The sequence below is a fragment of the Mycobacterium sp. E2989 genome, from assembly GCF_001667595.1.
In the GTDB taxonomy this organism is placed as follows: Bacteria; Actinomycetota; Actinomycetes; order Mycobacteriales; family Mycobacteriaceae; genus Mycobacterium.
Window position 1 is genome coordinate 52,654 of sequence record NZ_LZJX01000059.1, and the last position, 16,837, is coordinate 69,490.

At 68.4% G+C, this 16,837-nt stretch carries 18 protein-coding genes, 1 tRNA gene and 1 pseudogene; 5 read left to right on the top strand and 15 right to left on the bottom strand.

Features of this window, described 5'->3' with window-relative positions:
• Nucleotides 1-4 precede the first annotated feature (4 nt).
• The 6 genes from A5680_RS11510 to A5680_RS11535 all read right to left on the bottom strand — a co-directional run bounded on the left by A5680_RS11510 (nt 5) and on the right by A5680_RS11535 (nt 5,901).
• Nucleotides 5-1,636 (bottom strand): long-chain fatty acid--CoA ligase, encoded by a 1,632-nt coding sequence (locus A5680_RS11510; protein ID WP_067819326.1) that lies wholly within the window; start codon nt 1,634-1,636, stop codon nt 5-7.
• Between the two features lie 128 nt (nt 1,637-1,764).
• Nucleotides 1,765-2,823, bottom strand: a complete 1,059-nt coding sequence (locus A5680_RS11515) for a YncE family protein (protein WP_231977613.1) — start codon at nt 2,821-2,823, stop codon at nt 1,765-1,767.
• 385 nt (nt 2,824-3,208) lie between these two features.
• The gene (locus A5680_RS11520) at nt 3,209-3,952 is read right to left on the bottom strand and encodes a DUF427 domain-containing protein (protein WP_055404046.1); all 744 of its coding nucleotides are present in this window, start codon (nt 3,950-3,952) and stop codon (nt 3,209-3,211) included.
• A gap of 23 nt (nt 3,953-3,975) precedes the next feature.
• Nucleotides 3,976-4,251, bottom strand: coding sequence for a DUF6295 family protein (locus A5680_RS11525; RefSeq protein ID WP_055404035.1), 276 nt, complete (start codon nt 4,249-4,251; stop codon nt 3,976-3,978).
• A gap of 12 nt (nt 4,252-4,263) precedes the next feature.
• On the bottom strand, nt 4,264-5,019 hold the full coding sequence (locus A5680_RS11530; protein ID WP_055404036.1) for a dienelactone hydrolase family protein: 756 nt from the start codon (nt 5,017-5,019) through the stop codon (nt 4,264-4,266).
• Nucleotides 5,020-5,118: 99 nt separating this feature from the next.
• Nucleotides 5,119-5,901: a hypothetical protein gene (locus tag A5680_RS11535; protein WP_067819332.1), complete on the bottom strand. Its 783-nt coding sequence runs from the start codon at nt 5,899-5,901 to the stop codon at nt 5,119-5,121.
• 239 nt (nt 5,902-6,140) lie between these two features.
• On the opposite strand from A5680_RS11535, the gene A5680_RS11540 reads away from it, so the two are divergent.
• Nucleotides 6,141-6,752 carry a chemotaxis protein CheB gene (locus A5680_RS11540; RefSeq protein WP_082970340.1) on the top strand — a complete coding sequence of 204 codons (612 nt, stop codon included), beginning with the start codon at nt 6,141-6,143 and terminating at the stop codon, nt 6,750-6,752.
• Nucleotides 6,753-6,774: 22 nt separating this feature from the next.
• Here A5680_RS11540 and A5680_RS11545 read toward each other — a convergent pair whose 3' ends face one another.
• The 9 genes and pseudogenes from A5680_RS11545 to A5680_RS11580 all read right to left on the bottom strand — a co-directional run bounded on the left by A5680_RS11545 (nt 6,775) and on the right by A5680_RS11580 (nt 13,497).
• Nucleotides 6,775-7,992, bottom strand: coding sequence for a methyltransferase (locus A5680_RS11545; protein ID WP_067819335.1), 1,218 nt, complete (start codon nt 7,990-7,992; stop codon nt 6,775-6,777).
• A 59-nt stretch (nt 7,993-8,051) separates the two neighbouring features.
• Complete coding sequence (locus tag A5680_RS11550; protein WP_231977614.1) at nt 8,052-8,435, bottom strand: DUF732 domain-containing protein; 384 nt, start codon at nt 8,433-8,435, stop codon at nt 8,052-8,054.
• Nucleotides 8,436-8,446: 11 nt separating this feature from the next.
• Nucleotides 8,447-8,926, bottom strand: a complete 480-nt coding sequence (locus A5680_RS11555; RefSeq protein ID WP_055404039.1) for a hypothetical protein — start codon at nt 8,924-8,926, stop codon at nt 8,447-8,449.
• 90 nt (nt 8,927-9,016) lie between these two features.
• Entirely contained in the window at nt 9,017-9,790 is a 774-nt protein-coding gene (locus A5680_RS26260) for an ABC transporter permease (RefSeq protein ID WP_067819338.1), read from the bottom strand.
• Nucleotides 9,791-10,118: 328 nt separating this feature from the next.
• Nucleotides 10,119-10,808 (bottom strand): annotated as a pseudogene (locus tag A5680_RS26555) (ATP-binding cassette domain-containing protein); the annotation flags it as partial.
• 9 nt (nt 10,809-10,817) lie between these two features.
• Nucleotides 10,818-11,678: a phosphatidate cytidylyltransferase gene (locus A5680_RS11565; protein ID WP_231964951.1), complete on the bottom strand. Its 861-nt coding sequence runs from the start codon at nt 11,676-11,678 to the stop codon at nt 10,818-10,820.
• A 57-nt stretch (nt 11,679-11,735) separates the two neighbouring features.
• Nucleotides 11,736-12,365, bottom strand: coding sequence for a 1-acyl-sn-glycerol-3-phosphate acyltransferase (locus tag A5680_RS11570; protein ID WP_055405421.1), 630 nt, complete (start codon nt 12,363-12,365; stop codon nt 11,736-11,738).
• Nucleotides 12,362-13,039, bottom strand: a complete 678-nt coding sequence (locus A5680_RS26270; protein ID WP_369827651.1) for a CDP-alcohol phosphatidyltransferase family protein — start codon at nt 13,037-13,039, stop codon at nt 12,362-12,364. The genes A5680_RS11570 and A5680_RS26270 overlap by 4 nt, the downstream gene beginning before the upstream one ends.
• 384 nt (nt 13,040-13,423) lie before the next feature.
• Nucleotides 13,424-13,497, bottom strand: a tRNA-Leu gene (locus A5680_RS11580).
• A 353-nt stretch (nt 13,498-13,850) separates the two neighbouring features.
• On the opposite strand from A5680_RS11580, the gene A5680_RS11585 reads away from it, so the two are divergent.
• The 4 genes from A5680_RS11585 to A5680_RS11600 all read left to right on the top strand — a co-directional run bounded on the left by A5680_RS11585 (nt 13,851) and on the right by A5680_RS11600 (nt 16,727).
• Nucleotides 13,851-14,744, top strand: a complete 894-nt coding sequence (locus A5680_RS11585) for a PE domain-containing protein (RefSeq protein ID WP_055405419.1) — start codon at nt 13,851-13,853, stop codon at nt 14,742-14,744.
• 40 nt (nt 14,745-14,784) lie between these two features.
• The gene (locus tag A5680_RS11590) at nt 14,785-15,933 is read left to right on the top strand and encodes a PPE family protein (RefSeq protein WP_067819344.1); all 1,149 of its coding nucleotides are present in this window, start codon (nt 14,785-14,787) and stop codon (nt 15,931-15,933) included.
• A 162-nt stretch (nt 15,934-16,095) separates the two neighbouring features.
• Nucleotides 16,096-16,392 carry a WXG100 family type VII secretion target gene (locus A5680_RS11595; RefSeq protein WP_007771418.1) on the top strand — a complete coding sequence of 99 codons (297 nt, stop codon included), beginning with the start codon at nt 16,096-16,098 and terminating at the stop codon, nt 16,390-16,392.
• A gap of 50 nt (nt 16,393-16,442) precedes the next feature.
• Nucleotides 16,443-16,727, top strand: coding sequence for a WXG100 family type VII secretion target (locus A5680_RS11600; protein WP_046182844.1), 285 nt, complete (start codon nt 16,443-16,445; stop codon nt 16,725-16,727).
• The last annotated feature ends 110 nt before the right edge of the window (nt 16,728-16,837 follow it).

Below are 16,837 nucleotides of genomic sequence, written 5' to 3' on the forward strand. Positions count from 1 at the left end.
GAACTCAGTCCCGGGCCTCGACCACCCAGTAGCCATGCTCGGCGTAGCGCGCCCGGATGGCCTTCTTGTCGTACTTGCCCACGCTGGTGCGGGGAATCTCCTCGACGAACGCCCACCGCTCGGGCAGCCACCACCGAGCCACCTTCTCCGCCAGGAACTTTCGCAGATCCTCCGCGCTGACCGCGGCGCCTTCCTTGGCCACCACGACGGCCAGCGGCCGTTCCTGCCACCGCTCGTCGGGCACGCCGACCACCGCGGCCTCGACCACGTGCGGATGCCCGACCAAGTCGTTCTCCAATTCGACCGAGGAGATCCACTCGCCACCGGACTTGATGACGTCCTTGGCCCGGTCGGTCAGGGTGACGAATCCTTGCTCGTCGATCCGCCCCACGTCGCCAGTGCGCAGCCAGCCGGAGTCGAACTTGGAGTCGTCGGCCGTCAGGTAGTAGGAGCCGGCGATCCACGGGCCGCGGACTTCCACCTCGCCCACGGCCTCGCCGTCGTTGGGCAGCACCTGCCCGTCGTCGTCGACTATCCGCATTTCCACCCCGCAGACCGGCCGGCCCTGGGTGGCGCGATACGCCCAGTGCCGGTCGTCGGGCGTTCCCGGCGGCGGCCACGCCATGGTGGCCATCGGGGAGGTTTCCGTCATGCCCCACAGCTGCCGGATCTGCACGCCGTGCTTTTCCTCGAACGTGCGCATCAGCGAGACCGGTACGGCCGAGCCGCCGCAGACCACCAGCCGCAACGACGACATGTCGTGATCGGGTTCGTCCTCGAGGCGATGCAGTACGTCGTTCCAGATGGTGGGCACCGCGCCCGCGAGGGTCGGCCGCTCGTCCTCCACCATCCGGATCAGCGACCGCGCGTCCAGGTGGCAGTCGGGCAACACCAGGTCGGCGCCGGCCATCAGCGCCGCATAGGGCAGGCCCCACGCGTTGGCGTGGAACATCGGCACGATCGGCAGCACGCTGTCCACGGAACCCACGCCGATGCCGTTGGTGGTGCAGGCCGCCATGGTGTGCAGGTAGCTCGAACGATGGCTGTACACCACGCCTTTGGGGTTGCCGGTGGTGCCGCTGGTGTAGCACATGGCGGCCGCGGACTTCTCGTCGATCTCCGGCCAGTCGAACTCGGTGGGCTCGCCGGCGAGCACGTCGGCGTACCGGAGCACGGTCTTGCCCGAGCCCTCGAACGCGGAGGTGTCCCCCTCCCCCACGACGATCGCCGTGTGCACGGTCTTGAGGTCGCCCAGCACCGGGGCGAGCAGCTTGGCCAGCGACGCGTCGACCAGCACCACCTGGTCTTCGGCCTCGTTGGCGACATAGACGATCTGTTCGGCGAAGAGGCGGATGTTCAGCGTGTGCAGCACGGCGCCCATCGACGGCACCGCCAGGTAGGTCGCCAGGTGTTCGGCGTTGTTCCACATGAACGTCGCAACCCGCTGATCCCCGGTGATGCCGAGGCGGCGCAATCCGTTCGCCAGCCGCGCGGCGTCCTGACCCAGTTCCCGGTAGCTCGCGCGCCGGTAGCCGTCATCGGTAGCGGTGGTGACCGTGCGCGCGCCGTGCACGCCGCAGCCGTGCCGCATGATCGCGGTGATCGTCAACGGAAAGTCCTGCATCGTGCTGTCCATTGAGGTACCGCCTTTTCAAGCGTCGCCTGATGTCAACCCGCGGGACGCGGTTCGACCGCGCCGCGGGCCGGCGGCGAAGCGCCGTCGGCAGCCTCCACCCTAAGCCTCGCCGGCGCCGGCGATCGCCGCTACGCGAAGACGGGCTCGCGCTGGGGCAGCTCGCGGAGTCCGGTGGTCGGCGCCTCGGCCGGCCCGGGGCCCGCGGCGATCGGCAGCACGGTGACCGCGCCGGCGTGGTCGGCGATGTAGAGGTATCGGCCGTCGGGGCTTTCGACCACGCAGGACGGGTGCTTGACCGCGCCGATGTCGGCGATGACGTCGTGCGTTCGCGTGCACACCACCACGACGCGGTCGTCGCTGACCAGGTAGGCGCGTCGGCCGTCGCAGCTCAGCGCCAAGCGGGTGAGCGGGCCGGCCACCTCGCTGAGCTTGCGCGTGCCGGTGATCTTGCGGGTCCGGGTGTCGATGACGTCGAGCACCGCGCCCACGACGGGGCCACAACTGGCGATGTAGGCCGTGCCGCCGTCGGCGCTCAGCGCGACGTCGCGAATGGGCAGACCCAGGTCATAGGAGCCGACGACGCGGCCGTCGGACCGCGCCCCGGTCGCGATGACGACCAGCTGGCCGCCGGACGCCCCGTTGGTGGCGGCGTACACGTGCCGCCCGTCGGGGCTGATGCGGACGCAGTCGGCGGTGGTCCCGGGGGTGGTGGCGAGGTCGACCACCTCGAAGTCGCCCGTGGTGGCGTCGACGACCGCGACGTCGGCGCCGGTAGCGCCGTTGCGGCTGGCGTACACGAAGCGCCCGTCGGCGCTCACGGTCAGGTCGCTGACGTGCGACGCCAGCGGATGCGTCGCGACGTGCGCGTTGGTGGTGAGGTCGACGACGGCGATCCAGTCATACGCCGCCGACGCCGCGCTGATGTAGGCGCGTGGGGCGTCCCCACCGCTCAGGGCGATCGCGAACGGTTCGTCGATGCCCAGCGTCTGCACCACCCGACGGGAATCGGTGTCGATGATCGACACCGTGTCGCCGCCATGGTTGGCCACCACGAGCCGACTGCCGTCACCGTCGATGCGGATGTCACTGATCGGACCGTTTCGCACCGGGATCTGCACCACCGGGGCGTCGTGGAATCGGAACGTCCGCTCATTCCGGTCGTCGGAGAAGGCCTTGCGGTCATTCATACCGCTCACGCTGCACCGCCTTTGCTATGTTGTCGGCACGGGGGCGAAGTCGCCGGACTTGCGCGACGATCGGCCTCCGGATCCAGGAGGATCTCAGCACCGAAAGGCGCTGAAGCGACTGGTTTTTGCGAGTCTACCGGCCGAAATTCGCGTCCAAGCGGGTCGAAATCCCCCGACGTTAGCTACGTCACTCCCCGCACTCAGGTTCTGCTCAGGCTTTCAATTACGCTGTATCGCAGTCGCTTACCCGTAGCGAAAGCGACGCAAACGCGCATCCGGCGGATTTCGCGTACGCCGCTAACGTCGCCGGTCAACGTGTTGGCGTCGTCCAGGTTAAGAAATTCTCAGGCTGTGCGCGCGAAGAGGGAAAGATCACACCGGTTCGCTAGCTGAATTGGGTTTGTGGACGGGCCAATGCGGCGCCATCGACGATGATATCGAGCTTTTCGTTGTAAAAGGCCACCAGACCGGCGATCTGGCCGACGGCCGGCAACGGGTAGTGGTAGGTCCAGGCCAGGTCGGGGTGCAGCGTGTCGCCGGACCGCACCGACCAGTATCCCGACGTCACGCCCTTGTACGGGCAAAGCGTCTGCGTCGTGCTGGGTTCGAGGTGCTCGAAGGAGATGTCGGTCGGGTCGATGTAATACCTTGTCGGCAAACCTGTTTCGAACAGCAATACCGGAGAACTGGTGTCCGCCAGCACAATTCCGTCAAGTTTGACTCGAATGTGCCGGTGCGAGCGCAGCGCGTCAACGCGCGAGTAGGGATTGCGCGGGTGGCCGTAGATAGGCTCGTCTTCCTCGAACCACCGCAGCCGATTCCATTCGAATCGCACGGTGCCGGCGACGGGCCCGTCGCCGTCGGGGTCGAACACCCGCGCGGCGGACGGGTGCGTCTGGCCGGCGCCCTCGATGGAGTGCAGCCGCGACGGACCGAATTGCACGCGCTGCGGGTGGTTTTCGTCGCGCAGGAACTCCGCACGGACATCGGCCAGCGGGATGTAGTACTGCGGGTAATACGGAACTTCCCACACATACAGCGCGGCGGTGGTGTCGAAGATCAACGCGTCCCCGAGGTAGCCGCGCACCCGGCGCGGCGCCGGCTCGACCCTGCCGCGCGCGGCGGCCATCTGGGGGTAGTCGCGCTCGGCGGTCACGGCTGATCCTTCGATGCCAGCCCGGCCGGGGCGTGGGCGATCGCCGCGCGGATGGCGTCGGCGAGCGCCAGGGCGCTTTCCTCGGTGAGTTCCAGCGCCACCCGCGCCGACGGCCCCAGCTCCGGGTTGATGACGTCGATGTTCACCGTGTGGCCGTAGGCGGCGTGCACGGGATGGTCGACGTACACGGTCGCGCGGCTGGCGCCGAACCACCCCGTGGCGCCCTTGCCGCTGCCGTCGATCGCGACGTGTTCGGTGAGATAGGTGCACATGAGCGGCGAAACCTAACCTTTCAGGTGGGTGGCGAAGAACTCGTCGATGCGGCGCCAGCCGTCGACCGCGGCCTCCGGCCGGTACGCGGGGCGATCGACGGAGAAGAACGAGTGACCCGCGCCCGCGTAGGAGTGGAACTCGTGCGGCTTGTTCAGCCTGTTCAGCTCCTCGTCCAGGGCGGCCACCGCCGAGGGCGCCGGGAACCGGTCGTCGAGGCCGAACAGGCCGAGCAGCGGGCAGCCGAGCTGGGGTGCCAGCTGCAGGATCGGCTTCATGACCTTGGGCATGCCCTCCGGCGGATCCTCGACGATGAACGCCCCGTAGCAGTCCACCGCGGCGTCGAACGGCAGCGAGCACGCCGCCAGGTAGGCGTGCCGGCCGCCCGAACAGTGCCCGATGACGCCGAACTTGCCGTTGGCGCCCGGCAACGAACGCAGGTGCTCGACCGCGCCCGCGACGTCACCGACGAGCCGCTCGTCGGGCACCCCGCCCGCGGCGCGCGCCGCCGCCGCGGCGTCGTCGGGCGACGCGCCCGGGGCCTCGCGCGAATAGAGGTTCGGCGCGACGGCATGGTATCCGCTGACGGCGAGGCGCCGGACGAACTCCTTGGTCTCGCGGTCATAGCCCGGCATGTGATGGATCCACACCACTCCGCCGCGCGTCCCCTCCGCCAAGGGGGAAGCCCGGTAAGCCTCGATCTCGTCGCCGCCGTGCCCGGTGATGGTGATGGTCTCCGCGCGGATGGCGTCTGGACTGGGCGCGTTCATCGCGACTCCTCGTGGGCTGGCCGACACCGGGAGCGGGGCGCATGGGGCTGGCCCCGGGCCGCCCCGCCGGAAACCAAGGTATCGGAAAAACCCGAGCGCTCAGCGCCGCTTGTCGCGCACCTTGTAGGTCGACGGCCATGACTTGCGGGACTCGTCGCCGGTCAACGGGGTGCCCGCGCCCCCCACCTTCACGTTGTAGGCCTCCTTGCCCGGGCCGACCTCGCGGTTCGCGTGTTCCTGGGCGAGGTAGTAGAGCTCGTCGATGGTCGCCTCGTCGTAGGCGACGAACGAGGTTTCCCGCTCGAGGTCGTCGATGCCGACCAGCATCCGCTGGGCCAGGAACCGCGACGCGAGGGCCGCCAGGGCCAACAGGGTGAACGGAACGATCCAGTAACACGCGTAGGACAGCGGGGTCGTGGTGTCCAGGATCGTGGCGTCGCCGCGCGCGATCGGCGGGATCGCCGACGACACCGCCATGCCGGCCGCCGTCGCCAACCAGATCCAGCTCAGGACGCCGACCATCCGGCCGAACAGCCCGGTCTTGACGACATCGGCCGGGTGTTCCGCGGCGGCGGAGGGGCGCACGAACGGCTTGCCGGTAAGCGTGCCGACCAGCACCACCAGGAAGAACCCGGCGGCGCTCAGCGGCAGCATCCACCGCTGGGCGAACGGGGATCCCAGCGCGAAAGTCAGCGCCGTCAAGACCAGAAACACTGCGGCGGAACCGATTTCGAACGTACGTTCCGGCTTGCCGGTGACGCTTTCGAGCACCAGCGCGATGGCCGCGACAACCAACCCGACAATCGCGGCGGCGGAAAGCGGAACGTTTCCGACGAGCACCCAGTACGCGATCCACGGCGCAAGACCAGAGAGCATGCCCACGATGGGTCAGTGTATGAGTGGTGGTTCGCGGCGCGGTCGGCAGGCCGAACATTTGGTCCGCAGGGCCACCCGGGGCGCCGGCGAGCCGCGATGGCCCTGTCACCAACGCCTTTGCGATCGGAGGGCTTATGGCCCTTGGCAATCCGTGTGTGGCAGGGCCAGGGTTGAGGTCCTACGCTGGTAAACGGTGGCGGGGTCTCCGAGCTGTCAGCCAGGGCAGAGCAAGGCTAGGTCGAGCGATGGAGCGTCACGCTGCACCCGCCGAAGGCGTGGTGGCAATCGGCGCATCCGCCGGGGGCATCGAAGCGCTGTGCGAATTGGCTGCGGGGATGCCGGCCGACCTTCCGTTCGCCGTCATGATCGTCATCCACATGAGCCGGGGCACGCCTTCCCTCCTGGCCGAGATCATCGACCGCAGCGGCCCCATGCCGGCGGTCGCGGCGGTCGACGGCGCGCCGTTGGAAGCCGGCCGGATTTACACCGCGGTGACCGACCGCCATCTGCTGGCGCGGGCCGATCACGTGGTGCTGTGGGATGGACCACTGGAATACGGTCGGCGGCCCGCGATCGACATCCTGTTTCGGTCCGTGGCCTCCGACTACGGCCCCCAAGCGATCGGCGTCCTGATGTCGGGGATGCTCGACGACGGCGTGGCCGGACTACGCGCCATCAAGGCCGCGGGCGGGACGACCGTCGTCCAAGAGCCCTCGGACGCGCTGTTCCCCGACCTGCCTACAAACGCGCTGCGGGCCGGCGTTGTGGACCATACGGCGGCGGCAACCGACATCGGGGGTCTCATCGCGCGGCTGGCTCACGGCGTCATCGAAGACCCGGCGGCGGATACCGGCTAAAACCTCTGCGGCGCAGAGCCTCTCACGCGTTCTTCAGCGCCATCGCCAGGAAATCGAGCCGCCACAGCGACTGGAACAGCTTGCGCCCGAAGTCCCGTACCAAATCGGCGTTGTCCGGGCCCACGTCGTCGCGCCGCGCCATGGACTCGATGATCTCGCCTATCGTGCGACGGCCGTCGACCTGCGCAACGAAGGGCAGCTGGGCCGGGTTGAGCTTCAGCGTCGTGCCGGGCAGGTGAATTTCCTCGCCCCTGAGTAGGCAGGCCGTCCGCAGCAGCGGGACGTAGTCCAGCGCCGCGGCCGTCGAGAAATCGATCGCGTAGTGCTCTTTGGGACGTTCCGGGCGGCAGGCGATGAAGAAGTGGCTGGCGTTGGCAGGCTGCAGGCGTTCCATCACCGACCAGAGTTCGGCGTCGGGCAATTCGTCGAGCATCGCCTGGAACCGGCTCGCCGGCGCGACGAAGTCGTGCGGGTAATACGGCGTCTTGTGGAACCAGCCCTGGAACGCCAGCTCGGCGGAGTCGACCAGGTCCAGGCATTCGGCAACGGTGTAGGCGCGCTGGCGGCGGTGCAGGAACGTGTCGACCAGGGCGCCGTCGGACACCAGGTCGCGTGCCCCCTTGAGGTAGGTGCGGACGGGATGATCGGCCGGCAACACCGCGAGCGCCTCCTTGACCAATTGGACCGACGCGTCGTCCTGCGTCAGCCCCAGGTCGCGGAAGGCCGATTCGAGCATGTCGACACCAAGCCGGCCGTACTTCGCGTAGAGCATGACGCCCAGCGCGCCTTCGGTGCGCAGGCACCCGCCGAGCGCCTTGAGCCCGGCCAGCGGATCCGCCATGTGGTGCAGGACGCCGGTGGACACGATGAGGTCGAAGTCGCGATGCAGGGTCGACACCTCTTCGATGGGCAGCAGGCGCAGTTCCAGGTTGTCCAGGCCGTGCTTGTCCTTGAGGAACTGCTGGTGCTTCAGCGCCGACCGGCTGACGTCGATCGCGACCACTTTGGCGCCGCGGTTCATGAAGGCGAAGAGGGCCGCCTGGAAGGTGCCACAGCCCGCAATCAGGATGTCGAGGTCGGGCTTGTAGTCCCGGTCCGGCCACAACACCCGGTGCGCCCAGAAGGGATCGAACCAATCCCAGTGGTTCTTGCTCCACGCCGCCAGGTCGGTCACCGGAGGCGGATACTCCCAGCGATCGTATTGGCGGGAGACCTCGTCGCCCCGCGGATCGTCGGTCACTTCGGCGCACCCTCCTTCGCGGTGGCGGTCGCGACCAACTTACTGTGCCCGGCGCACACTCACATCAGCGGCGGCCCCGGGATCAGCCAGATCAGCGAACTGTCGATCTGCCCCCGGTACTGCGGGCAGTAGGCCGCCACCGACAGGCCGACGAAGTAGCTGGATTCCCTCATCGTGAGCTCGGTGTCGTGCTTGACCTTCATCGCCAGCACGCTCGCATTCGCGCCGTTGTCGAACCCGGCGCACACCCTGTGGCCCATCGCGATCGCGGTGTCGCTGTCGCGGACCTCGATCCCGTAGTTCGCGAGTGACGCGATGAACGCATCATCGGCCGGATCGGCCGACGCAGACGCCGGGGAAAGCGGCGTAGCGCCGAGCAGCAAGAGCGCACAGGCTAACGACCACTTCCCGCGACGGCGGTTCATGCCGGAGTGGGCGTTCATCTCGCCGGCGCCTACGGGGATCCGTTGACGATGCGGTCGCGGATGGCGCTGGCGGTGGTGAGATGCGCCTCCGCGGAATTCATGAATTCGCCCGCGTGGCGCGCCTCGTTCGTGTCGCGATCCTCGATCGCAGCGACGCAGAAATGGGAGGCGGCGTCGAAGTCGTCGAGGCTGGCTTGCAACGCGTCGGTGAGCTCCTTGTCGGGGGACGGCATATGCCCTTGCAGGAAGCTCGCCGCCTCGTGGCCGTCGCGGCAGGCCGCCCCGAGAGCGGCGTAGTCCTGGGTACCGATGGCAAAGGTCGCCTTGCCCATCGCGATTCCCAACTCCTGCATGTGGTCCTTGGTCATTTCGACCCAACCGCGCACCGCCTGGGCGTGAGACGTGCTCGTGGTGGTCGTGCCGCCACCGCCGTTGCGGTTTCCAGACGAGCAGCCCGACACCAAGAGAAGCACCGCCGCAGCGCCCACCATGGCTTGCTTGATCACCACCGGCCTCCTAAACCCCGTGCATGGTGATCTTCGTTCCGGCGGCGCCGGCTAGACAGGGCACAAAGGCTCTAGCTCCGGCAGCGAGGTGCCTCAACGGCGTAGGCGCCACCGCGCGATGCCCGCGAAGAGCACGGCAAGCACTGCCAACATGGCCATGTTCATGAGCCATGCCGAGCTGGAGTGCCGCCAGAGCGACTCGTTCGCAACCCCCGCCACCAGCTTGGTCAGATCGGCCGTCGACGCAGTGGCCGCGAACCCCCATCGTCCGGGAGTCAGCCAGGCCAGGGCCTCCATCAGCGGTCGGCCGGTCACCGGGATGAAACCGCCCGCGAGCACCAGTTGCGCCATCAGGGTCATCGCCAACAGCACGATGACCTGGTCGCCGGTGCGCGCGAGAGCCGAAAGCGCAAGCCCGAGAACGACCGCCACCACGCACGTCGCCGCGACACCGACGAACAACTCGAAGGTCGGGCTGCCCAAGACCACCGCACTCGACGGGCCAGGCTTGCCGATCGAAGGCGCCGTGACGATCAGGACGAGTATCGCGGATTGCATCACCGCTACCGCGCCGAAGACGGTCGTTTTCGCCAGCAGGTATGCCGACGCCGACAGTCCCGCCGCCCGCTCGCGCCGGAAGACGGCGCGTTCGCCGACGAGATCGCGGACGGTGAGTGTGGTTCCCATCAGGATCGCCGCGAAGCTCGTCAACGCGACGATGTGCTTGGCTTCGAACGGCGGTGCGCCAAGCGCCGGCAGGTGGCTCAGGCCCGCATGGCCCGTGACGGTCAACGGCAGCAGGCCGACGACGAACGGCAACACCGCGAGAAAGGCGAGGTAACCCCGGTTCGCCGCGAGCAACCGCACCTGGCGGCGTGCGAGCGTCGACGTTTGGCGCCACACGCCGCCGGGGCGGTTGCCACGTCGGCTGCACCGGCGCGGCGCGGCACCCGGCGTCCGCGGCCCGGGAGCCCCGGCCCTGCATGAATCGTCGGTGCAGAGCGTCCGGATCGGCGCATACCTTCGTGAAGATGTCGGCCCAATCCGACGCTCCCAGGTAGGAACTGAGCCGATCGGGTGGGCCGCAGAAAACCGTCTTGCCGCCGGGCGCGAGCAACAGCACTTGGTCGCACATGTCCAGGAACGTCAACGAGTGCGTCACCACCACGACCACGCGGCCCGCGTCGGCCAACCGGCGCAGCATCGCCATCACCGAGCGGTCCAGGGCCGGATCCAGCCCCGTCGTCGGTTCGTCGAGCACCAATAGCTCAGGGCCGGTCAGCAATTCGACCGCCACCGACACGCGCTTACGCTGGCCGCCCGACAACTTCTCGATGCGGGTGTCGGCGTGCGGCGAGAGCTCGAGTTCGGAGAGCACCGTGCTGATCACCCGCCCGCGTTCGGCTGCGGTGGTGTCGGCGGGCATTCGGAGTTCCGCCGCGAACCGCAGCGCCTGTGCGACGGTGAGTCGGCCGTGCACCAGATCGTCCTGGGGCACCATCCCGATCTCGCCGCGCATGGCGTGCACGGCCCTCTCCTGGAAAGCCACCGTCCCGCCGGTCGGCCGCTGCGCCCCGGCGGCGACCTTGGCCAGCGTCGACTTGCCCGCGCCCGATGGACCGATCACGGCGGTCAGGGTGCCGGGGCGCGCCGTGAACGAAACCCGTTCCAGGAGAACTGTTTTGCCGTCTACGCAGAGGGTGACATCCCGCATCTGCAGGCCATCGGTCGCCGCGGGCCGGACGCGATTCTCCCGGTCGACGCTCGGACCTATCGGGATCGACCCGAACGGTGTTGCCGGGAATCGCCAACGGGCACGCATATCCGTGGCGTCGTCGGTCCGGTTACGCAGGGTGATCGGCAGCGTGGGCTTGTCGTTATTCATCGAGATCTCTCATCCGAGGAAGTACGCGAGTGGGAGGACAACGAGCAGTGAATCGATGCGGTCGAGTAGGCCGCCGAACCCGGGCAGCCAGCCACCGGCGTCCTTGACCTGGGCCTGTCGCTTGAGCATGGACTCGAGCAGGTCCCCGAACAGACCGCCGATGGAGACGGCGATGAGTAGGCCGACGGAGATGGTGCCCAGGAGCGTGAGGATTACGAACGCGCCGGCAATGGCGCCGACCATCCCGCCGATGGTCTTGTTGGGACTCAGCGGGGACAGCGGCCTGCGCGCCCATCGCATGCGGCGCAACCCTTTTCCGCCACACCAGGCCGCGACGTCGGTGGCCGCGACGGCGAAGCACAACAGATACGCGTCCGCCCCCACCATGACGAGGTGGGAAAGCGACCAGCAGATCCACACCGACGCGAACGCGGCGGACGCGGCCCGCCTGGCGCCGTTCTCGACGTCGCCCTCGAGGACGGAGGGCACCACGCACAGCAGCACGACGATCGGCGCGAACTGGAGAAGCGTGGGGCGCAGCCACGCCGCGATCGGGTATGCCACGGCCAGGACCACGAGCACGTAGGTGTCGGCGCGGCCGAGCTTGACCAGTCGCGCGTACTCGATCACCGCGACGACAGCCAGTGCCGCGGCCAACCCCGCCGCCGTGCCGTGGCCGGCCCAGACGGGGAGCCCGACAGCCGGTGCGATCAGCACCCAGGTGCGCCACTTCTGGACCAACTCCTGCTTGCGCGAGAGCACGACGGCGATGCCCGCGACCGCGAGGATCGCCACCGTGACCCACATCAGGAACACAGCCCGCGAATACATGTGAACGTGCAGCGGACCCAGGTCGATGTTGAGCGACATCCGCCGATCGAGACGAGGCAACCAGTGCTCGACGAGTGACATTGTGGGCCGCCGGCTCTACGACGCCAGCGCGAAGCGGTCATCGGCCACGACGTCGCCCCGCAGTGCCAGCACCCGCGACCGCAGTTGCGATGCGGAGGTGGTGTGGGGATCGACAGGCGTTCCGAGGCGTACCTCCATCGGGCCGGGCGAGAAGCTGCCGTCCTTCGGTAGCACCTCGGCAGTCCCCACGATCGCCACCGGAACGATGGGCACCCCGCAGTCTCGTGCCAGACGTATTGCGCCGTAACGGAATTCGCCGATGGTGCCGTCTGTGGACCGCGTTCCCTCGGGATAGATGACGACGGTCCGTCCCGCGCGCAGCGCCGGACCGACGGCCGCGAACAGCGCGTCGTAGTTGCCGTCGCCCGAGCGTCGCACCGGCAGTATTCCGATCAGCGAGGTCGCGATGAAGCGTCGCACCGGCACGTCGAACCAGTAATCGGCCGCCGCGCCGAAGACCGGGCGAGCTGTGGACGGCAACGCCGCCACCAGCACCGCGGTGTCGGCGTGCGAGGCGTGATTGGCGACGACGATGCAGCCGCCCTCGACGTCCCATCGCCCGGTCACGGCGAGGCCGCCGGAGACGGCGCACACCGTCCGCCACAGCCAGTGGCGAAGGACGCTCGCAATCCGATTGATGGTCATGCGGCCACCTGCGCCATGGGCAGCGTGACGGCGTCGAACCGCTGGTGAGTCACGATGAACGGCTGCGTGATCGCGTCGAACTGCTCGAACAGCGCGAGGCGCTCGGTCGTTTCGACCGGCGTTTCGTGCGCGCGCCGCGTCTTCAACTCGCGATGGGCGGCCCGCAGCCGCAGGACGGTGGTGATCAGCGATCCGTTCACCAACTGCGCCAGCAGGATCGGCATGGCGATGGGAAAGGCCGTGGCCAGCACGAGGAACAGGCAGCGTTCGGTCTTGCCGAGCGGTCCGCCGTTGCGGCGCGTGAGGCCCGCCGCGGCGACGGCCAGCGACGCGAAGGTCGGCAGCGTGGCGGCTAGCGCGGCCAGCAGAACCTGAAGCACGGGCCAGGACAACCAGTGCAATCCGGAGCCGTGCTGCCGCGCAGCCCAGACCGCCAGGCCCGCGAAGCCGAGCAGGTCTGCGGTGCGGTCGCCGAGTTCGTTGACCACGAAGCCCCACGGCCGGCTCACGCGACGCGCTCGGGCGACCGCTCCGTCAAGGTTGGCGCCGGCCAGCCGGATCACCATGAAGACCGCCGCCAGCGGCCACCAGCCGAACGCGATGGCGGTTCCGGCGGCACCGGCCGCGGCGACACCGGCGGCGGTAAAGAGGTCCGGAGACACTCGCCGAGCCACCGCAATGTCGACGATCGGGGCCAGCCTTGCGGTGAACCACGGCTTCAATGCGTACAGGCCGGCCGTGCGGGTTCGACGAGTAGTCGAAGGGGCTGCGTGACGGGTAGCGACGTTGGTGTTTATGGCCGGCTCCTTTCGTTTCCTGCCTACGCGGGATGCGCCACCTGGTGGCGGCGCGTGCGATAAGTAGATGCGGGCCGACTGACTACCGATCCCAAATCGTTACGTCGTCGTCGCGTTGGCCCCGGCTGGCCAACATGAGGTGATCACCTCATGGGCGTGAGCGGATCGTGAGTGACGGTGCGGCGCTGACCCGGGGCTCGGACTTTCAGGGCCACCGCTGCCCGACGGCCTCCATGCGCTACCTGCCTGCACATTCGCGCGTGCCCCCAGTCGGACTCGAACCGACACTGGGCGGATTTTAAGTCCGCTGCCTCTGCCAATTGGGCTATGGGGGCTCGGCGGCGAATCTAGCGCGCATGCGCGAGCCCGGGGACATCGCACCCCGCTCGATTAGGCGAAATGCCCGACGTGCGGTACCGGGTGCCGTCGGTTAGGATCCGCGCCCGCGCGCATTAACCCCGGCTTTCCGGCAGATGACAGATCACATCACTATGTCGCGCGGCAGGACCGTGTTAAAACTACCGACTTCATCGTTAAAAAGCCGTAAACGGCTGTCACGCTGGCGCTTTCGGTCGGGACCGTGGAGTCGTGGGTCGTTAGTGTTACGCCAACGCACAGGGGCCGTTACGCGAACACACAGGTCGACCAACACATGGGGGTCGACTCGTTCCAACATTAGGAGCAATCGATGGCATTTCTGACAACACAGACCGAAGAGATGCTCGCTGCCGAGCAGCTGCTGTCGGGGATCAACACCAACCTGGCCGCACAGAACGCGGGCGCCGCGGCGGCGACCACGGTCATCGCTCCGGCCGCCGCCGACCCGGTGTCGGCCCAGCAGGCCGCGATCTTCTCGGCGTACGGCACCCAGTACCAGGCGATCGCCACCGAGGCGCAAACGCTGCTCGAGAACTACGCCCAGACCCTGGGCATCAGCTCCGGCAGCTACGGGGACACCGAGGCCATCAACGCGGCCCAGGCCACGCTGTCGAGCGCCGCGTCTCCGGCCGCCGCCGCTGCCGCCGCGCCGTCGAACACCCCGCTGGACTGGTTGGCATACCTGCTCGGTAGCACCGGCAACGGCACCAACCCGCAAATGCTCGGCGGGATCTTCGGCCTCTCGAGCAACACCGCCAACCTCTTCAACATCGGCGGCGGCAACTGGGCCTCGGCCGGTTCCGACCTCCTGGGTCTGGCCGGTGGCGGTCTGCTCGACACCTCCGCCGCCGACGCCGCCGGCTCGGCCGCCGACGCGGCGGGCCTTGCCGACACGACCGCGCCGATGGCCGGCGGCGGCATGGCCGGGATCGGCGCGGCGCCAATGGCCGCCGCGGGCCAGGCGAGCCTGGTCGGCAAGCTCTCGGTGCCGCCGACGTGGGCCGCCCCGGCCACCCCGGTGGTGGGCACCAGCGCGGCGCCGCTCGAGACGGTCGGCTGGACCGCCGCCGCGCCGCAGGCCGGCACGGGCGGGATCATCCCGGGGATGCCGGGAATGGGCGCGGCCGCGCGCAACAGCGCCGGCTTCGGTGCACCGCGCTACGGCGTCAAGCCGATCGTCATGCCCAAGCCCACGGCCGTCTAAAACTTCAAATCCCTACAGACAAAAGGAGCGGGAAACACAAATGGTTCTTGACTTTGCAGCAATTCCGCCGGAAATCACCTCCTCCCTCATGTACGCCGGCGCGGGCGCCGCGCCGCTGATGGCCGCCGCGACGGCGTACGCCAACCTGGCCGCCGAGGTGAGCACCACGGCGACCCAGTGGGAGTCGATCATTTCGTTGCTGACCAGCGAGCAGTGGACGGGCGGTGGCTCGGCCGCCGCCGCGGCCGCGGCCCAGCCCATCATCGCCTACCTGACCGAGACGTCGGCGACGCTCGAGCAGGCGAGCGCGCAGGCCATGGCCTCGGCGGCCGCTTACGAGGCCGCGTTCGCGGCGACGGTGCCGCCGCCGGTGATCGCGGCCAACCGGACGCTGCTGGCGACGCTCGTGGCCACCAACTTCCTGGGCATCAACTCGGCCGCGATCGCCGCGACCGAGGCGCAGTACGCCGCCATGTGGGCGCAGGACGCCGCCATGATGGCCGCCTACCAGGCCGCCTCCGCGGCCGCCGGGGTTCTCACCCCGGTGACTCCGCTTACGTCGACCACCAACCCCGCGACCGCCGCGGCCGCAAGCAGCACCGCGCTGGCCGCGGACTCGACGGCCGGCACGGCCCAGGCACTGGCGGCTCCCGCGGCGGCGGCCGCGCCCAGCCTCCCGTTCACGACCAACGGCATTCTGGGCTCGATCGACAACTTCCTCGGCACGCCGTCTGTGCTCAACGGCATCAACGGCGCGGTGAACACCGCGGCATGGTGGGTGTGCAACACCATCCCGACCGCGGTCTCCCTGGGCCACACGCTGGGCTCCGTGCCGTCGATCCCGTTCGCGCTCACCGACTCCGTCACGCCGCTCGCCGGCGGAATGATTCCGGGCACCATGGTGGGCTCGGTGTCGGGCGCGGGCGCGTCGGCCGCCCTGGGCGAGGCCTCCGCCGTCGGCGGCCTGTCGGTGCCGGCCGGTTGGAATGCGGCCGCCCCCGCGTCGTTGGCCTCCTCCACCGCTCCCCTCGAGGGCTCGGGGTGGACGGCCGCGGCCGAGGCGGAGCCGGTCGCGGCGATGCCCGGGATGCCGGGCATGGCTGCGGCGGCCAAGGGCGCCGGCGCCTACGGCGCCGGACCGCGGTACGGCTTCAAGCCGATCGTCATGCCCAAGCAGGTTGTCGTCTGATGTCGGGAAAACCGGTACGGGAATTAAGGGGGTACATGTCACCCGTTTGAGGCGATCAGTTAACCGGTAGGCCGTAATCTATCCACAACGCGGCTACCACCGCATCAATTTCAACTGTTAGAACTTCGACACCGAAACTTGAAGGAAAAGGAGAAAGGCAACATGGCAACTCGTTTTATGACCGACCCGCACGAGATGCGGGCGATGGCGGGCCGCTTTGAGGTGCACGCCCAGACCGTTGAGGACGAGGCTCGCAAGATGTGGGCGTCCTCGATGAACATCGCGGGTTCGGGCTGGAGCGGTCAGGCGCAGGCGACCTCGTACGACACCATGGGTCAGGTCAACCAAGCCTTCCGCAACATCGTCAACATGCTCCACGGTGTGCGCGACGGTCTGATTCGCGACGCGAACAACTACGAGCAGCAAGAGCAGGCCTCGCAGCAGATCCTGGGCAGCTAGCGCTAAAAACCGCGGCTGCGTACCATTCCAGACATTAGGAGAACACCGTTATGACCATTAACTACCAGTTCGGCGATGTCGACGCCCACGGTGCCTTGATCCGCGCCCAGGCCGCGTCTTTGGAGGCTGAGCACCAGGCCATCGTTCGCGATGTGCTTGCTGCGGGTGACTTCTGGGGCGGTGCCGGTTCGGTGGCCTGCCAGGAGTTCATCACCCAGTTGGGTCGCAACTTCCAGGTGATCTACGAGCAGGCCAACGCCCACGGGCAGAAGGTGCAGAGCGCCGGCAGCAACATGGCCAGCACCGACAGCGCCGTTGGGTCCAGCTGGGCCTGATCCGCGTCCTCACTCGAAGGGCCCGCACACCACGGTGTGCGGGCCCTTTGCCGTTGAACCAATAGCTCTGCCCCGCAATATCTTTGGGTCGGCCGGTCGGCTTATTCGGC